Below are 15,864 nucleotides of genomic sequence, written 5' to 3' on the forward strand. Positions count from 1 at the left end.
CCGGAAGGCTGCATGAACTGCAAATCTGTGTCCAATCTACTGCGGGCGGTACAATCGGGAAAAATGGTCCGGTAGCGCCAAGCGCCCCCCGGAGCGCTGCAGCGCCTCGCCAGCAGGCTGCCCGATGAGGTCCACGTCGGGCTCGATCAACCAGATGCGGCGCAAGGCCTGGTTGGCATAGCGCACGCGGTCCTGCCGATCCACGAAGAGCACGCCCAGCGACATCGCGTCGATCAGCGCCATGAGGCGAGCGCGCTCCTGTTGCACCGATTCCAGCGACAGCGCCAAGGCGTGCTGCGCCGCCTCGAGCGACTGCATTTTCCGCTGCACTTCCTGCGCCAGCTCATTGAACCCTTGGGCCAGCCGGTCCAGCTCGTCGCCGTCCTCGCGGCCGTCCATGCGGGCCGTGAACCGGCCCTCCGTCCACTCATCGAGCACGCGATCCATGGTGCGGATGCGCTGTATCCATGCCGAGGAGACGAGCAGCGTCAGCGCTGCCACGGCCACTATGGCCAGCAGCGCATCCAGCGCGATCGCGCGGCTGACCGCCCGCATGGTGGTCGTGGCCGCTGTCTGATCCAGGCCGACGCGCACCGTCGCGCCGGGCAAAGCCACTTCGAAGCGGTGAATCACGGGCTCAGGGGCACCGGGCGCTACGGATGAGACCGCCCGCGCCAGCTCGCGCCCAGCGACATCGACGATCACCAGATCGTGGATCTCAGCCACCGAGACGAGTTGCTCCACGATTTCGCGCAACGCGACATAATCGCGCTCCAGCACCGGCGCGGTCAACGCCGCCGCCAGCTCGACCCGCAAGGTTTCGCTGCGCCGCTGCACCTCGTCGAGCTGAAATTTCTCGACTTCTTGCCCCAGCACGAAGGCAAACACCCCAGCCACCAGGGCATGGGTGCTTAGCACCACCGCCAACAGCCTCCAGCGCAGCGACCGCCACCCAACCGCCTTCATGATTCACGCAGCAGTCGGCGCACGTCGGGAATCAGGGCATCCAGCGCTTTCATGTCGGCTTCCTCGATGCGCTTGAGGCCGTCGTGGCCGAGTTCGCGCATCAGCCCCACCCCTGCCGGGTCATCGTTGGCAAAGCGCATCAACTCCTGCGCTAGGCGCTCGATCGTGGCGGCTCCCAGCCGGCCATGCGCCAAGTACAGCAGCGGCGGCGTAGGTGGCACCGCGGCCAGCACCCGCACACGCTCGGCGTAATCGCCCAACTGCTTGAGCGCGGTCGCCGATACGATGGCCGCCGCCGACTCGCCGTGCAGCAGCGCCGCCAGCGAGTTGGCGTGCGAACCCGTCGGCCGCACCCGCACGTCGCGCCCCGGCGTCAGGCCCGACTGCACCAAGAAACGCCGCGCCGCCACCGTGATGGTGGCCAGCGGGTCGGCCGCCGTCACGACGGCGCCGCGCAAGTCCTTCAAGCGCTGCAGAGGTGAGGTTTTCGCGACCACCAACAGTGGCTCGAGCTCGGTGCGCGGGCGCACCATGCGCACGTAGCCCTGTTCGAGCTCGGCCAGGCGCCCGAAAACGGGGCTGGTGGCGATGACATCGTATTCGCCGGCCCCACAGCGTTCAAAAAACGTCCCGTAATTGGGCGCCGACAACAGCACCACGCGTTCACCCACGGCGCGCTGGATCACGGGGGCTATTGGCGCGTAGAGCTGCTCGATGCGGCGCGCGGTCAAATACGGCACCACGCCAAACGCGCGCACGCGACTCGATTGCGCCAGTGCCTGGGGGCCCAACGCCGCACTCAGCGCCACCCCCAGCAACGAGGACAACCAGCGTCGTCGTCCCCGAGCGTCATTCAGGTTCGTGGACGGGCAAAAAGGATGAAGCACACGGGGCATGACCGATACCCTACCATGGCGTTGCCGTGGACGCAACCAGCTTGCACTGGCGTTGAATTTACGCGGATAAGCACACACGAAGCCTGCCTGCCCGCCGGGTCACGGTCCGCCGCCGCCAGCCGTCGTTCACCCTGCCTCGCGCAACAGCCGTCGCACGTCGCTGGCCAGCGCCTGCGCCCCGCTGCCATAGCGGTGGTACAGCCGCAGCCGGCCCTGCGTGTCGTACACGTAGCTGCCGGCCGAGTGGTCCATGGTGTAGCTGGACGGCGTCTGGCCTTCGACCTTTTTGTAATAGACCTTGAAGGCCTTGGCGAGCGCCGGCAGCTCCCCGGGCGTGGCCCGCAACGCCAAAAAGCTCGGGTCGAAACTGGCCATGTAGGCCCGCATCACCTCGGGCGTGTCCCGCTCCGGGTCCACGCTGATGAAGATGCCTTGCAGCCGCTCACCGTCCGGGCCTAGCAGGCGCCGCGCCTCGGCCAGTTCGCCAAGCGAGGTTGGGCAGACGTCGGGGCACTGCGTGAAGCCGAAGAACACCACCACCACCTTGCCGCGAAAATCCGCCAGCGTGCGCCGCTGGCCGTACTGGTCCGACAGGTCGAAGCCTTGCGCGTAATCGGCCCCAGTGATGTCGATTCCGCTGAAGGCAGCGGGCCGATCGCCACACCCCGCAAGCCAGCCCAACCCCAGGGTCAACACCGCCGCGCCGGTGCCGCCCAACAGGCGGGCGAGAGCCCCGCGGCGGGGGGTGGGCGACGGGGCAGGCTCGGATTTTGGGCGACAACGGGTCATGGCGTCATGATCAGATAGTGGTCCACCAACATGGCCGCAAACAGCGCCGACAGGTGGATCAACGAAAAACGGAAGGTCTCGCGCGCCAGGGCGTCAGAGTAGGACCGCCACAGGCGCCAAGCATAGGCCACGAAGCCCGCATTCAGCCCCAGCGCCGCCAGCAGATACAGCCAGCCGTTCATGCGCAACAAATAGGGCAACAGACAGGCCGCCAGCAGAATCAGTGTGTAGAGCAGGATCTGCAGCCGCGTGAAGTCCGAGCCGTGCGTGACGGGCAGCATGGGTAGGCCCGATTTGCGGTAGTCCTCCACCCGGTACAGCGCCAAGGCCCAGAAGTGCGGCGGCGTCCACAAGAAGATGATCAGAAACAGCACCAGCGGTTCCGCGGTGATAGCGTCCGTCATGGCCGTCCAGCCGAGCACCGGAGGCATGGCGCCCGATGCCCCGCCGATGACGATGTTCTGGGGCGTCAGCGGCTTGAGGATCACCGTATAGATCACCGCATAGCCAACGAAGGTGGCCAGCGTCAGCCACATGGTGAGCGGATTGACCGCCACATAGAGCAGAGCCGAACCCGCCGTGCACAGCAGCGCCGAAAACACCAACGCCTGACGCTGGCTGAGTTCGCCCCTGGCCGTCGGGCGCCACGCGGTGCGGCGCATGCGGGCGTCGATCTGCTGCTCGATCAGGCAATTGAACGCGGCCGCCGCGCCGGACACCATCCAGATACCTAGGCACGCGACGGCCATGGTCAACCACTGGGCGGCGCTGGGCCAACCGGGCACCGCGAGGACCATGCCGATCAGCGCGCAAAAGACAATGAGCTGGATGACGCGCGGCTTCATCAGCACGTAGTACTGGCGCCACGTAGGCGGCAGGGGCGACGCCACGGCAGAAGAGGGCGTGCTCATGCCCGGCGCTCCCGCCAAGTCGGTGCCGCCACGGACCGCGTGGCCGCCGCGGTCCCACCCACCGGGACCGACGTGGTCGCGGCCAGCCAACCCGCCAGCAGCGCGACCAGCAACGCCGCCCCCCCGGTGTGGGCCACCGCCGCCACCAGCGGCCACTCCAACACCACGTTGCTGAGCCCCGTCAGCAACTGCCAACCGGCCAGCGCCAACAGCCAGCGGCTGTGGCCCAGCATACCGGCGCGGCGCAGCGCCCAGCCGACGCCCACCAGGGCGGCCAGCACGACATAAGCAAACAGCCGGTGCACATAGTGGATCGCGGTCAGCGCCGCAAACGGCAGCGCCTCGCCGTTGCCCTGCACGCCCAGCTCGCGCCACAGCTCGAAGCCGCGCGCAAAGTCCATCGGCGGCCACCAGCTGCCCTGGCAGGTGGGGAAATCGCGGCACGCCAGCACGGCGTAGTTGGTGCTGACCCAGCCACCCAGCGCGACCTGCAGCCAGACGGCGACGAACAGGACCCACAACGCCGCGCGCAGACCGGGGCTCAGCCGGGCCGCCTGCCAGGTCAGCGTGTCCGCCTGGCCATAGCGCACCGCTTGCAATCGCAAAAGTGCCAGCAGCGCCAATCCCCCCAGCAAGTGCAGGGTAACGATGGCGGGGAACAGCTTCATGGTCACCGTCAAGGCGCCAAACGCGCCCTGCAGACACACCCACACCAGCGACAGCCATGGCCACAGCAGCGGCGTCGCGGGGTTTCGGCGGCGCTCGATGGTGCTGACCACCGCCATCACCAGGATCAGCGCGCCCACCGCCGTGGCCAGATAGCGGTGAATCATCTCGATCCACGCCTTGGAAAACGTCACCGGCCCGGTGGGCATCGCCGCCTGCGCCTCGGCGATGCCGGCGTGGGCACCGATGGGGCTGGCCGCGCCGTAGCAGCCCGGCCAGTCCGGGCAGCCCAGGCCGGAGTCGGTCAGGCGCGTGAAGGCCCCGAACAGCACCAGATCGAACGTCAAAAACAGCGTCAACCCCGCCAGCGCCCGCAGCCGCTGTACCGGGCTGGCCCCGCGGCTGCGCAACCACACCCACACCAGCGGCCCGGCCGCCACCAGCAGCCCCACGATCATCAGCCGGAACACTGGCGTCCAGTCATACAACGGTTGCATGGTCACCTCACGGACGCCCAGGTCGGTCCCACGAACTCGACGCCCGCATCAGCCGCTCGAGGTCGCGCCGCGTCTTCGCGGGATCGGTGTCTTTCGGAAAGCGCATCATCCAGTTGCCGATGGGGTCCACCACATACAGATGATCGGCCAGCCGCCCCCCGGGCGCCGGCTGCAGCCAGGTGGCCAGTTGCGCCTCGTCCACCCAGAGCACGGTGGCCGTCTGCAGCGCCGGCTGCAGCCGCTGCGGGAACGCCTGCGCCCCCGTGCGCAGCCACACCCAATCCATGCGGTCCTTGTCCTTGCCCAGCCCCTCGCGCAACTGGCGCTGCAAATACAGGTGCCGCTCGCACTGCGCATCGCAGGCGCTGTCCGCCACGCTGATGAACAGCCACTGATGGGCCAGCGACGTCAGGGGCACCTGCCGGCCTTGCGCATCCCACCCGCTGAAGGCCGGCAACGGGCGCTGCGGCTCGATCAGTTCACCGTAATTGCGCCGCCCTTCGGGCCGGATCACATAGTAGGTGAAGTACGACGCGATGACAGGCGAGGCGCTGATCAAAAACAGCAGCAACATTTTCCAGCGCCCTCGGCGCGTGGCGGCCGCATCCCGCGCCAGCTCCTGGCCCGGCGTGGGCAGGCTGTGCACGGTCATCGTCAGCGGTTCGTCCACCCGGGCCAAAGCCGGGGCATCAGCTGGCACGTCGCCTGGGGGAGAGGAATTGGAACCAGACATAAAGGGCGGAGATGAGGGCGGCGAGCCCGAACCATTGGACCGCATACCCGACGTGCTTGGCCGGCTCGACCGCCACCGTCGCCCAGGCGCGCCGCAGCGGCGTTCCGTCCACCGCGGTGTCGGGCGGTGCCGTCTGCTGCACGGACATAGGCAGCAGCGTCAGTCGCCATTCGGTGGCGAACGCATCCAACCGAATATTCTGCCGGATCGGCCCTGGTGCGTCCGGCCCCAGTTGGAATAGCTGCGACGGCGGCGGGGCCAGGCGGCCTTCCACGGTCACCGGCCCCTCTGGCGTCGCAAGCGCCGGGATGGCCTGACGGTCGTCGGGGCGGCGCGCCACCCAGCCCCGTTGGACCAGCACCGCCGGCCCACCACCGTCCGGCAGCAACGGGGTCACCACCACGAAGCCGGCCCGGCCCTCCATGGGTCGGTTGTCCAGCCACACCGTGGCTGGCGCAACCCAGCGGCCCTGCAGCCGCACCGTGCGCCCCGCCCATGCGCTCAACTGGCCGCGCGCCTGCGCATCGCGCAGCGCGTCCCAGTCGGCGGTGGGCAATGCGGCCTGCGCCGCCCGTTCGGCCAGCCAGGCGCGCTTGTTTGCCGCCCGCCCCAACTGCCAAACGCCCAGGGACGCCGTCGCGAGCACCCCCACCGCTGCCGCCAGGGTCACCAGCCAAAACCGCCGCGCGCGTTGCGCCTTCATCCGATAATGCCCCGCATGAAATACCTCGTCGTGGTCGCCTTCGTGGGCATCATGGGCAGTCTGGCAGCCGCGCTGGTCGCGATGATGAAAGGCGATTCCAGCAGCGGCGACGCACACCGCTCACGCCGCATGGCCCGGGCACTGACCGTGCGCATCGGGCTGTCCATCCTGCTGTTCCTGCTCATCATTCTCAGCCATTGGATGGGCTGGATCCAGCCGACCGGGCTGCCGGCACATTGACCCCCGCCCGCACCGCCGCCCAAACGAAGAAAGCGCCCGCAGGCGCTTTCCGGGACCCGACGGGGTCGGTCACAGCCAGTAAACCAGCACGTACAGGAACAGCCAGACCACGTCCACGAAGTGCCAGTACCACGCCGCTCCCTCGAACCCGAAGTGGCGGTCCTTGGTGAAGTGCCCTTTTTGCAGGCGCAGGGTGATAACCAGCAGCATCAGCATACCGACGAACACGTGGAAGCCGTGGAAGCCGGTCAGCATGAAAAAGGTCGAGCCGAAGATACCGGAGCTGAGCTTGAGGTTGAGGTCGGTGTAGGCGTGGAAGTACTCGTAGCCCTGCACCAGCAGGAACACGAAGCCCAGCAGCACCGTCAGCCACATGAAGGCGATGGCCTTGGTGCGGTTGCCGTCCTGGATCGCGTGGTGGGCGATGGTCAGCGTCAAGCCCGACGTCAGCAGCAACGCGGTGTTGATGGTCGGCAGCCAGAACGGCCCGACGGTCTGGAAGGGCTCGACGATGCCTGCGGGCGACGCCGTGGCACCAGCCTGCACCGACGGCCAGATGGCCTGGAAGTTCGGCCAGATCAGGCTGTTTTCCAGGCTGCCCAGGGCGGGGACGGAGTGGCTGCGGGCCCACCACAGTGCGGTGAAGAACGCGCCGAAGAACATCACCTCCGAGAAGATGAACCAGCTCATGCTCCAGCGGTAGGAGATGTCTATCTTGCGCCCGTAGAGGCCGCCTTCGCTCTCGGCCACGGCGTCGCGGAACCACTGGTACAGCACCACCAGCCACCACACCAGCCCGAAGGCAAGCGAACGCATGCCCCAGTCGCTGCCGTTGATCCATTGGCTGGCGCCCAGAATGACGAAGAACAGCCCGAAGGCCGCCATGAACGGGTGCCGCGACAAACCGGGCACGTAGTAGTACGGCGTGCTGCCGTGTGTGGTTGCGGACATGCTCACTCCTCGTTGAATCTTGTCTAGCGTATGGGGCGAAGTCGGCGGCGCCCCGTCAAGGCGACACCACCCAGTGCACGATCAGCATCAGAACACCGATGAACGCGAAGGCCATCACCACCCCGGTGGCCAGGACGGCCACCGGGTTGAGTTTCTGGACGTCGCGCTCGAAGTCGGCGCGGCGGCGCAAACCGATGAAACTCCACAGCACGGCCTTGACGGTGTCCAGCACCGCCACGGGCCGCTGGTGCGGCGACGGGGTCATGACGCCTCTCCCGACCGGGCCAGCGCTGCCGTGGGCGCTGCCGGCATGGGCGTGCCGACCTCGAAAAAGGTGTAGGACAGCGTGATGGTCTTGACATCCTTGGGCAGTTTGGGATCGATGACGAACGCCACCGGCCATTCCTTGCGCTCGCCCGGCGCCAGCGTGTACTGGCTGAAGCAGAAACACTCCAATTTGTTGAAGTGGTTGGCCGCCTGGCGCGGCGCATAGCTAGGGATGGCCTGCGCCGCCATGGTGCGGCCCTGCACGTTCTGGAACTCGTACATCACGGTCGTCAGTTCGCCGGGATGCACCTGCACGGAACGCACCGCGGGCTTGAAGTGCCACGGGCCCCGCACATTGGTGTCGAACTCCACCGTGATCGTGCGCGAGGTGTCGACCTGGGTGTTCACCGGATCGAACCGCGACTTGCCCGGCACCTGGCGCTCACCGAGAGCCAGGATGTTGATCCCAGTGACCTCGCAAATGGCGCGGTAGATGGGCACCAGCGCATAACCGAAGGCAAACATGCCCACGGCGATGACGACCAGCTTGCCGGTCATGCGCAGGTTGTCGAGACGGCGTGACGACATGGTGTGCGGCATCCGATGGCCGATCAGGACCCCAGCAGGATGTGCTTGGCCACGAACCCCAGGGCAAACGCCAGGGCCACCGACGCCAGGATCCAACCCAGGCGCACATTTTGGCGACGCTGCTCAGGGGTCATGGTGTACGCTCCCGGTCGGCATCAACCTACGATGCGGGTCGCGGTGGCGTCCAGCTTGGGCGGCGTTTCGAAGGTGTGGTGCGGCGCCGGCGACGGCACCTCCCACTCCAGGCCTTCGGCGCCTTCCCAGGGCTTTTGTGGGGCCTTTTCACCCTGGCCACGCATGGCCGGCAGGATCACGGTCAGGAAGAAGTACACCTGAGCCAGACCGAAGGCGAACGCCCCGACCGACGCGATTGCGTTGAAGTCGGCGAACTGCATCGGGTAGTCGGCATAGCGGCGCGGCATACCGGCCAGGCCCAGGAAGTGCATCGGGAAGAAGGTGACGTTGAACGAGATCATCGACCACCAGAAGTGGATCTTGCCGCGCGTCTCGGAATACATCACCCCAGTCCACTTGGGCAGCCAGTAGTAGACGCCGGCGAACATGGCGAACAGCGAGCCGGCCACCAGCACGTAGTGGAAGTGCGCCACCACGTAGTAGGTGTCCTGAAAGTTGATGTCGATCGGCGCCATCGACAGCATCAACCCGGTGAAGCCGCCCATGGTGAATACGAAGATGAAGCCCACGGCCCACAGCATCGGGGTCTCGAACGTCATCGAGCCCTTCCACATGGTCGCGATCCAGTTGAAGATCTTCACGCCCGTGGGCACGGCGATCAGCATGGTCGCATACATGAAGAACAGCTGACCGGTCACCGGCATGCCGGTGGTGAACATGTGGTGCGCCCAGACGATGAACGACAGGATCGCGATCGACGCAGTGGCGTACACCATCGAGGTGTAGCCGAACAGCTTCTTGCGGGCGAACGCCGGCACGACCTGGCTGATGATGCCGAAGGCCGGCAGGATCATGATGTAGACCTCGGGGTGCCCGAAGAACCAGAAGATGTGCTGGTACATGATCGGGTCGCCGCCGCCGGCGGGGTTGAAGAAGCTGGTGCCGAAATGACGATCGGTCAGCGTCATGGTGATGGCGCCGGCCAGCACCGGCATCACCGCGATCAGCAGGTAGGCGGTGATCAGCCAGGTCCAGGCGAACATTGGCATCTTCATCAGCGTCATGCCGGGCGCGCGCATGTTCAGGATGGTCACGATGATGTTGATCGAGCCCATGATGGAGCTAGCGCCCAGGATGTGCATCGCGAAGATGGCGGCGTCCATGGACGGGCCCATCTGCAGCGTCAGCGGCGCGTACAGCGTCCAGCCGGCCGCCGGCGCCCCGCCGGGCATGAAGAACGACAGCACGATGATGATCGCTGCCGGCACCATCAGCCAGAAGCTGAAGTTGTTCATGCGGGCAAAGGCCATGTCAGACGCGCCGATCTGCAGCGGCAGCATCCAGTTGGCGAAGCCCACGAACGCCGGCATGATGGCGCCAAACACCATGATGATGCCGTGCATGGTCGTGAGCTGGTTGAACAGCTCAGGGTTGACCAGTTGCAGGCCAGGCTGGAACAGCTCGGCGCGGATGCCCAGCGCCAGCACCCCGCCGATCATCAGCATGGCGAAGCTGAACAGCAGGTACAGCGTACCAATGTCCTTGTGGTTGGTGGCAAACACCCAGCGCCGCCAACCGGCCGGCGCATGGTGCTCATGATCGTGCGCGTGCGCGCCGTGATGGTCCAGTACTGCACTCATGGCGATTTCCTCGTGGCTTCAATCGTTGTCACTGACGCGCCGCCAGCACTTCCTTGGGCTGCACGACCTGGCCCGAGTTGTTGGACCAGCTATTCTTCGCATAAGTCATGACGGCGGCCAGCTCGACGTCGGAGAGCTGCTTCCAGGCCGGCATCTGGGCCGCCGCGCCATTGACGCCATTGAGCATGACCTGAATCAACTGGGCGTGATCGGTCGCCATGACGATGGCGGAGCCGTCCAGCGGCTTGATCGGGCCCGCACCCTTGCCGCTGGCCTGATGGCAGGCCGCGCAGTTGGCGGCGTAGACCGACTCGCCGCGCTTGACCAGCTCGGCCAGGGTCCACTCCTTGTTCGGATCGTCGGCGAGGGCGGCCATGGCCTTCTTGCGGTCGTCGACCCACTTGGTGTACTCCTCCTGCGTCACCACTCTGACGTGGATCGGCATGTAGGCGTGCTCTTTGCCGCACAGCTCGGCGCACTGACCGTAGAAGTCGCCGGTCTTTTCGGCGCGGAACCAGGTGTCGCGCACGAAGCCGGGGATGGCATCCTGCTTGACGCCGAACGCCGGCACCATCCAGGCGTGGATGACGTCGTTGGCGGTGGTGATGATGCGGATCTTCTTGCCGACCGGCACCACCAGCGGGTTGTCCACCTTGAGCAGGTAGTCGTCCACCGCTTCCGGCTTGCCACTGTCCGACATCACACGGTGCTTGGGGTCCAGCGTGGACAGGAATTGAATCCCCTCCCCCTCGCCCTTGAGGTATTCATAACCCCATTTCCACTGCATGCCGACGGCTTTGATGGTGAGGTCGCTGTTGGTGGTGTCCTTCTGCGCGACCAGCACCTTGGTGGCGGGTAGGGCCATGCCGATGACGATCAGCAGCGGAACGATGGTCCAGCCCAGCTCGACCCAGATCGGCTCGGGCAGCTCTTGCGACTTGTGCCCGACCGACTTGCGGTGCTTGACGATGGAATAGAACATGACGCCAAAGACGACCACGAAGATGATCGAGCAAATGGCGAGCATGAACCAGTGCAGCCAGTGCTGCTCTTCGGCGATGCGGGTGGCGGGGGGATGAAAGTTGAGCTGGTTGACCGCCGGGCCGCCCGGCAGGTCGTTGACCGCGGCATGGGCCGCATTCGAGACCCACACGCCAAGGCCCAACAGGGCAGCGCCCACGGCGTCCTTGGCGCCCCTCCAGGCGCCGACCCCGTGCCTGCGCCGCGTTTGACCGGAATGCTTCATCATGCTCACGTCGTTTGCCTCGAATATAAGCTTTGATTTATGTCAACACCGATTACACCAAACTTTTGCAGACTTGGTGGTGCGGGCAATCCCGAGGGCGGGCTTCGTAGCCACCGCACTTAGACGGGCAGAGCAGTTGGCGCGGCCGCCAGCGCCCAGCGCAGCTCCCGCGCCAACTGGCGCCGCTGCTCCGGCCGGGCATAGCGCCCCACCTGCACCCGCGCCGTCCCGGCACGCAACTCCACCAACCCGGCGCCGTGGCCGGCGTCCTCCACCCGCAGCCAGTGCCGGGCCAGCTCGCGCCGCCTCACCGCGCCAGCCTGCTCCCACTCCACCACCAGGCGCTGTCCGTCGAGCACAAGGGTTTCCCGATCGGTCGCGTGGCGCGCGTACCAAAGAAAGGCCAACGCGACGGCGGTCGACTCCAGCACCGCAAACGGCAACACCAGCCGCGCCCCATCGCCCAGAACGCCGCCGCCACCGCCAGCGCCACCGCGCACGCCAGCATGGCCGCCCACAGACACTGCCGCGGCGTCAAGGCGCAGTTGCGCTTGAGCAGCCACCGCCAGCCGTCCGGTCCCCGCTGGGCCAGTTGGAACGCGACGCCGCCAGCAGATGCCTCCATCGGTGCCATCGTCGACTCCGCGGCCGTGGCCCGGCCACTCCACCACACGAACGATCGGCTGACTTTCGGCCCGCCGACACATTTGATCTAGATCAATTGTAGTGCGGTTTCAGATACCGTCCGTTGCATGGGGTCGGCCCGGCACCGTCCCGCCGCGCAACGACTCGCGCAGGCGCTCCAGCGGCACCGTGGTCACGCCCGCCACGGTCAAGCGCGGCCGCGGGCGGAAGGCGTGGCCATACACCACTTCGACCGTTAGGCACAGTTGACCGTCGGGGCTGCGCGGCAGACCCTGCTCGACGGCACGCAACCAACGTTCGCGCCAGCCGCGTCCGCGCAGGGCGGCAAAGCGCCCCACATGCCAGTTGCGCCCGGTCTCGCGCAGGTCGGCCAGCAGGCGCTCGGCGCTGGGATAGGTTAGCGTCAGCCGCTCCATGTCCATCACCGGCTCGGCAAAGCCCAGCTCGACGAGCAGATCACCCCAGTCGTGCATGTCCACATAGGCCGGCGCGGGGGGCGGCCAACCGTGCGCCGCATGCACGGCGCGCAGCTCACGGGCCGTGTCCGGCCCCAGACACGAAAACATCACAAATCCGTCGACCGCCAGCCACTCGTGCCACCGGCGCAACAGCGCCCGGGGCTGCGCGGCGGCATGCAGCGCCATGTTGGCCCACACCAGCCCGACGGACTCCGGGACCACGTCCGCAGCGTCCACCGCACCGGCCACCGGGCAGGCGGCCTCGCTGGTGGCCTGCGGGCGCGCCATCCAGCGCCGCCACCAGGGCGCGGTCGGGGCGCGCCAGCGCGCCAGCGTCGCCTGAGCCAACTCCCCCGCCAGCCAGACCCGCGCCTGCGGATAGCGCCGCGCCACCGCCCGATGCGCTTGCTCGCCCGCCAGCAGGGGGGACCAGCTCATCCAAGCATCTGGGCGGGCCTTGATCCAGTCCAAGCGCTCGGCCATGCGTGTCCCGATCGTTTCGTGCAGCCAAGGGCTGCCGCGGGGCACACGGGCGCGCCAGCGCGCCGCCGCGACCGGATCGAGACCCGGCACGCCGTCGTCGTCGGTGCGCGAGGGAGGAGCCATGGGCCGCGCAGTATAGTGGCGGGCCAGGGGGGGCAGACCGTGGGTGCAGATGCCCGCGCGGAGGGGAAGGACATGCGATCGAAACCAACGACAGGGTGGACGAGCGGCCTGTGGCGCGCGCTCGACGCCCTGTGCCCCGCCGTCTGCGAGGCCTGCGGCCGCTGGCCCGACGGGCCGCTGTGCCCCGAGTGCCGCCACGATCTGGCCCCACGGCTTGCGCGCTGCCCCGGCTGCGCGCTGCCGCACGCCGACGCGGAGGCGCGCTGCGAAGCCTGCCAGCACGATCCGCCGCCGTGGCGATCGGTGGTGGCGCGGGTCGATTTCGACCATCCCTGGGATGCATGGATCCGGGCGCTCAAGTCCACCGGTCGCCCTGGCCTGTCGGGCGCGCTGGCGCGCTTGTGGCTCGACGACCCCGCCGTACCGACGCTGCTGGCCCACGCCGATGTGTGGCTGCCCATCCCCCTAGCGCCCGCGCGGCTGGCGCAGCGCGGCTACAACCAGACGTGGTCGCTGATGCAAGCGCTGGCCCGCCACCTGCGCACCCCGCCAGCGCTACCGCAGGGCTTGCAACGGGCCCCGGATGCGCCCGTACTGCATCACCTGGACCGCCGCGAACGGCTGGCGCAGGCACAGGGGTTGTTTCACGTGCCGCCCGCTATGCGCGCCCGGGTGCGCGGACGGCGCGTGCTGGTGGTCGATGACGTGATGACCACGGGCGCGACCTTGCATGCCGCCACCCATGCCCTGCTGGAAGCGGGCGCCACCGTGGTCGATGCGTTGGTCGTGGCCCGCACGCCACCCCCCATGGAATAATCCGCGCCCCATGTTCCGCATCGTCCTGGTCACCCCCGAAATCCCGCCCAACACGGGCAATGTGATCCGGCTGTGCGCCAACACGGGCTGCGCGCTGCATCTGGTGGAGCCGCTCGGGTTTTCCATGGACGACAAGCTGCTGCGCCGCGCCGGGCTGGACTACCACGAGTACGCGACGGTGCGCCGCCATGCCTCGTGGCCGGCTTTTCTGGCGGCCGAGCGCCCCGACCCCCAGCGCTGCTTCGCCTTCACGACGCACGGCACGGCGTCGGCATTCGCCACCGCTTACCAGCCCGGGGATTGGTTCGTCTTTGGCGCCGAGTCGCGCGGTTTGCCTGCCGACGTGTTGCAAGACTTCGACGCGCCCCGCCGCCTGCGCTTGCCCATGCGGCCCGGGCAGCGCAGCCTCAACCTGTCCAACGCCGTCGCCATCGTCGCCTTCGAGGCCTGGCGCCAGCACGGCTTTGCCGGCGCCGCGATGCCGGCCGGCGAAACCCGTCAGGCGTAGTGGCGCACCAGCATTTCCGCCACGCAGGCGGGTTTGGACTGGCCTTCGATCTCGACCGTCGCGTGCCAGCACAGGTGCACGCCGTTGGGCGCGATGCGCTCCAGCGACTGCAATTGCAGCCGCGCGCGGACCCGGCTGCCAACGGGCACCGGCGCGGTGAAGCGAACGCGGTTGGTGCCGTAGTTGACCGACATGCGCACGCCGGCGACGTGCACCGACTCACCCAACCACTTGGACAGCAGCGACAGGGTCAGAAAGCCGTGTGCGATCGGCGCACCGAAGGGGCCGCGCGCGGCCCGCTCGGCATCGACGTGGATCCACTGGTGATCGTCGGTGGCATCGGCAAAGCGATCGACCCGCTCCTGGGTGATCTGCAGCCAGTCGGTGATGGCGACCTCGGTGCCGACGGCGGCCTCGAGCGCGTCGAAGGATTCGAACGTCTTCATGGGGTGTGACTGTAGCGCCACGGGCGGGATGGGCGTGTCCGCCAGCGGACAGGTTGGGACTCAGCCATCGACCCATGCCAGCACGGACTGCCAGGGGGCCAGTTCGCGCTCCACCTGCCGCGGCCGCACGTCGAACAGCGTCAGGCCGTGCGCCGCCAGGTGCCGGTACACCTGCGCCTCGCGCACGAAGCCGGCCACCGGCAGGCCCAGCGCGGCAAAAAAATCCTGCAACTGCCGCGCCGCCAAGGTGCGGTCATCGACGCGCATCCCCACGACCGCCACGCGCAGCCCCTCGCGCCCGCGCTCGCGCACCAGCCGCAAAAAGTCGTGCGTGGCGAACATGTCGAACACCCCCGGCTGCACGGGCACGAGCAGGCGGTCGGCGCGCCGCAGCACCTCGCGCAGGCGCTGGCCGTGCAGGCCAGCCGGCGTGTCCAGCACCACATGCGTCGTGCCGCGCGGGGGCTTGAGCACATCGTCGCGGCTGGCGTCCCACCCCGCGATCGGGCGCGCGGCCGCGGGCCGCAGCGCCAGCCATCGGGCACAGCTCTGCTGCCGGTCCACATCGCCCAGCATGACGGCGTGTCCGCACCGCGCCCAGTGGCCGGCGATCTGGGTGGCGAGCGTCGTTTTTCCGACGCCGCCTTTGGGGTTGGCAATGGCAAGCACGGGCATAGGCAAACTCCGGCCAGGGTGTGGTCATGGTAGCCCAGCAGAGGCGAGAATGCGGGCATGTTTACCCCTTCGCAAGCCGATGTACGCCGTTTCTTTTGCGGCGCATTCGACAAAGGCCGCCGCGGCCTGCCGCTCGAGCCCCTGGAAACCCTGGCCTACGAGTGGATGCTGCGCCACCCCGAATACCACGCCGAGCTGGCCGACCTGGACGCTGCGCTGCGCGCCATGGCAACGGTCGACCCCGCGCGGGACAACCCTTTTCTGCACCTGTCGATGCACCTGAGCATCAGCGAGCAGTGCTCGATCGACCAGCCACCCGGCATCCGCCAGGCCGTGGAGCTGCTCGCCGCCCGGCGCGGCTCGCTGCACGACGCGCACCACGAGGTCATGGACTGCCTGGGGCGGATGCTGTGGGAAAGCCAGGTCCACGGCCGCCCGCCGGATGGGCAGGCTTACCTGGCCGAAGTGCGGCGGCGCGCGAC

The 15,864-nt window shown here is 67.8% G+C and carries 21 protein-coding genes; 4 read left to right on the forward strand and 17 right to left on the reverse strand.

The window, feature by feature from the left end:
- Window positions 1-36 precede the first annotated feature (36 nt).
- From V7026_RS08150 to V7026_RS08180, 7 genes are all read right to left on the reverse strand, one after another.
- Entirely contained in the window at window positions 37-966 is a 930-nt protein-coding gene (locus tag V7026_RS08150) for a HAMP domain-containing protein (protein ID WP_334154893.1), read from the reverse strand.
- Window positions 963-1,793, reverse strand: a complete 831-nt coding sequence (locus tag V7026_RS08155) for a phosphate/phosphite/phosphonate ABC transporter substrate-binding protein (RefSeq protein ID WP_334154895.1) — start codon at window positions 1,791-1,793, stop codon at window positions 963-965. The genes V7026_RS08150 and V7026_RS08155 overlap by 4 nt, the downstream gene beginning before the upstream one ends.
- A 195-nt stretch (window positions 1,794-1,988) precedes the next feature.
- The gene (locus tag V7026_RS08160; RefSeq protein WP_334154896.1) at window positions 1,989-2,651 is read right to left on the reverse strand and encodes an SCO family protein; all 663 of its coding nucleotides are present in this window, start codon (window positions 2,649-2,651) and stop codon (window positions 1,989-1,991) included.
- A complete protein-coding gene (cyoE, locus tag V7026_RS08165) occupies window positions 2,648-3,562 on the reverse strand; it encodes a heme o synthase (RefSeq protein WP_334154897.1) in 915 nt (304 codons plus the stop codon). The genes V7026_RS08160 and cyoE overlap by 4 nt, the downstream gene beginning before the upstream one ends.
- On the reverse strand, window positions 3,559-4,725 hold the full coding sequence (locus tag V7026_RS08170; RefSeq protein WP_334154898.1) for a COX15/CtaA family protein: 1,167 nt from the start codon (window positions 4,723-4,725) through the stop codon (window positions 3,559-3,561). The genes cyoE and V7026_RS08170 overlap by 4 nt, the downstream gene beginning before the upstream one ends.
- 7 nt (window positions 4,726-4,732) lie before the next feature.
- Window positions 4,733-5,458 carry a hypothetical protein gene (locus tag V7026_RS08175; RefSeq protein WP_443082330.1) on the reverse strand — a complete coding sequence of 242 codons (726 nt, stop codon included), beginning with the start codon at window positions 5,456-5,458 and terminating at the stop codon, window positions 4,733-4,735.
- On the reverse strand, window positions 5,415-6,161 hold the full coding sequence (locus tag V7026_RS08180; RefSeq protein WP_334154900.1) for an SURF1 family protein: 747 nt from the start codon (window positions 6,159-6,161) through the stop codon (window positions 5,415-5,417). Before V7026_RS08180 ends, V7026_RS08175 begins: the two co-directional genes overlap by 44 nt.
- Before the next feature lie 15 nt (window positions 6,162-6,176).
- Here V7026_RS08180 and V7026_RS08185 point away from each other — a divergent pair, with 15 nt between their 5' ends.
- Entirely contained in the window at window positions 6,177-6,401 is a 225-nt protein-coding gene (locus V7026_RS08185; protein WP_334154901.1) for a twin transmembrane helix small protein, read from the forward strand.
- Between the two features lie 69 nt (window positions 6,402-6,470).
- Here V7026_RS08185 and V7026_RS08190 read toward each other — a convergent pair whose 3' ends face one another.
- From V7026_RS08190 to V7026_RS08225, 8 genes are all read right to left on the reverse strand, one after another.
- Window positions 6,471-7,352: a cytochrome c oxidase subunit 3 gene (locus V7026_RS08190; RefSeq protein ID WP_334154902.1), complete on the reverse strand. Its 882-nt coding sequence runs from the start codon at window positions 7,350-7,352 to the stop codon at window positions 6,471-6,473.
- A gap of 55 nt (window positions 7,353-7,407) precedes the next feature.
- Window positions 7,408-7,617 (reverse strand): DUF2970 domain-containing protein, encoded by a 210-nt coding sequence (locus V7026_RS08195; protein ID WP_334154903.1) that lies wholly within the window; start codon window positions 7,615-7,617, stop codon window positions 7,408-7,410.
- On the reverse strand, window positions 7,614-8,207 hold the full coding sequence (locus V7026_RS08200; RefSeq protein ID WP_334154904.1) for a cytochrome c oxidase assembly protein: 594 nt from the start codon (window positions 8,205-8,207) through the stop codon (window positions 7,614-7,616). Before V7026_RS08200 ends, V7026_RS08195 begins: the two co-directional genes overlap by 4 nt.
- A 23-nt stretch (window positions 8,208-8,230) precedes the next feature.
- Window positions 8,231-8,341, reverse strand: coding sequence for a cytochrome oxidase small assembly protein (locus V7026_RS08205; RefSeq protein ID WP_334154905.1), 111 nt, complete (start codon window positions 8,339-8,341; stop codon window positions 8,231-8,233).
- Between the two features lie 21 nt (window positions 8,342-8,362).
- Window positions 8,363-9,982 carry a cytochrome c oxidase subunit I gene (gene ctaD, locus V7026_RS08210; protein WP_334154906.1) on the reverse strand — a complete coding sequence of 540 codons (1,620 nt, stop codon included), beginning with the start codon at window positions 9,980-9,982 and terminating at the stop codon, window positions 8,363-8,365.
- A 28-nt stretch (window positions 9,983-10,010) separates the two neighbouring features.
- A complete protein-coding gene (coxB, locus tag V7026_RS08215) occupies window positions 10,011-11,162 on the reverse strand; it encodes a cytochrome c oxidase subunit II (RefSeq protein WP_443082331.1) in 1,152 nt (383 codons plus the stop codon).
- 185 nt (window positions 11,163-11,347) lie between these two features.
- A complete protein-coding gene (locus V7026_RS08220; RefSeq protein WP_334154907.1) occupies window positions 11,348-11,746 on the reverse strand; it encodes a DUF2244 domain-containing protein in 399 nt (132 codons plus the stop codon).
- 216 nt (window positions 11,747-11,962) lie between these two features.
- Entirely contained in the window at window positions 11,963-12,937 is a 975-nt protein-coding gene (locus V7026_RS08225; RefSeq protein ID WP_334154908.1) for a biotin synthase, read from the reverse strand.
- Window positions 12,938-13,009: 72 nt separating this feature from the next.
- Here V7026_RS08225 and V7026_RS08230 point away from each other — a divergent pair, with 72 nt between their 5' ends.
- Together V7026_RS08230 and trmL are read left to right on the forward strand one after the other, a co-directional pair.
- Window positions 13,010-13,753, forward strand: a complete 744-nt coding sequence (locus tag V7026_RS08230) for a ComF family protein (protein ID WP_334154909.1) — start codon at window positions 13,010-13,012, stop codon at window positions 13,751-13,753.
- Window positions 13,754-13,763: 10 nt separating this feature from the next.
- Window positions 13,764-14,261, forward strand: coding sequence for a tRNA (uridine(34)/cytosine(34)/5-carboxymethylaminomethyluridine(34)-2'-O)-methyltransferase TrmL (gene trmL / locus V7026_RS08235; RefSeq protein WP_143969648.1), 498 nt, complete (start codon window positions 13,764-13,766; stop codon window positions 14,259-14,261).
- Here trmL and V7026_RS08240 read toward each other — a convergent pair.
- Together V7026_RS08240 and V7026_RS08245 are read right to left on the reverse strand one after the other, a co-directional pair.
- The gene (locus V7026_RS08240) at window positions 14,252-14,707 is read right to left on the reverse strand and encodes a MaoC family dehydratase (protein WP_068610508.1); all 456 of its coding nucleotides are present in this window, start codon (window positions 14,705-14,707) and stop codon (window positions 14,252-14,254) included. The genes trmL and V7026_RS08240 overlap by 10 nt on opposite strands.
- A gap of 60 nt (window positions 14,708-14,767) precedes the next feature.
- Window positions 14,768-15,382, reverse strand: coding sequence for a ParA family protein (locus V7026_RS08245; RefSeq protein ID WP_334154910.1), 615 nt, complete (start codon window positions 15,380-15,382; stop codon window positions 14,768-14,770).
- 57 nt (window positions 15,383-15,439) lie between these two features.
- On the opposite strand from V7026_RS08245, the gene V7026_RS08250 reads away from it, so the two are divergent.
- The coding region (locus V7026_RS08250; RefSeq protein ID WP_334154911.1) for a DUF1841 family protein at window positions 15,440-15,864 on the forward strand (425 nt) is incomplete at its 3' end.

The organism is Tepidimonas sp. (genome assembly GCF_036825565.1).
Classification (GTDB): Bacteria; Pseudomonadota; Gammaproteobacteria; order Burkholderiales; family Burkholderiaceae_C; genus Tepidimonas.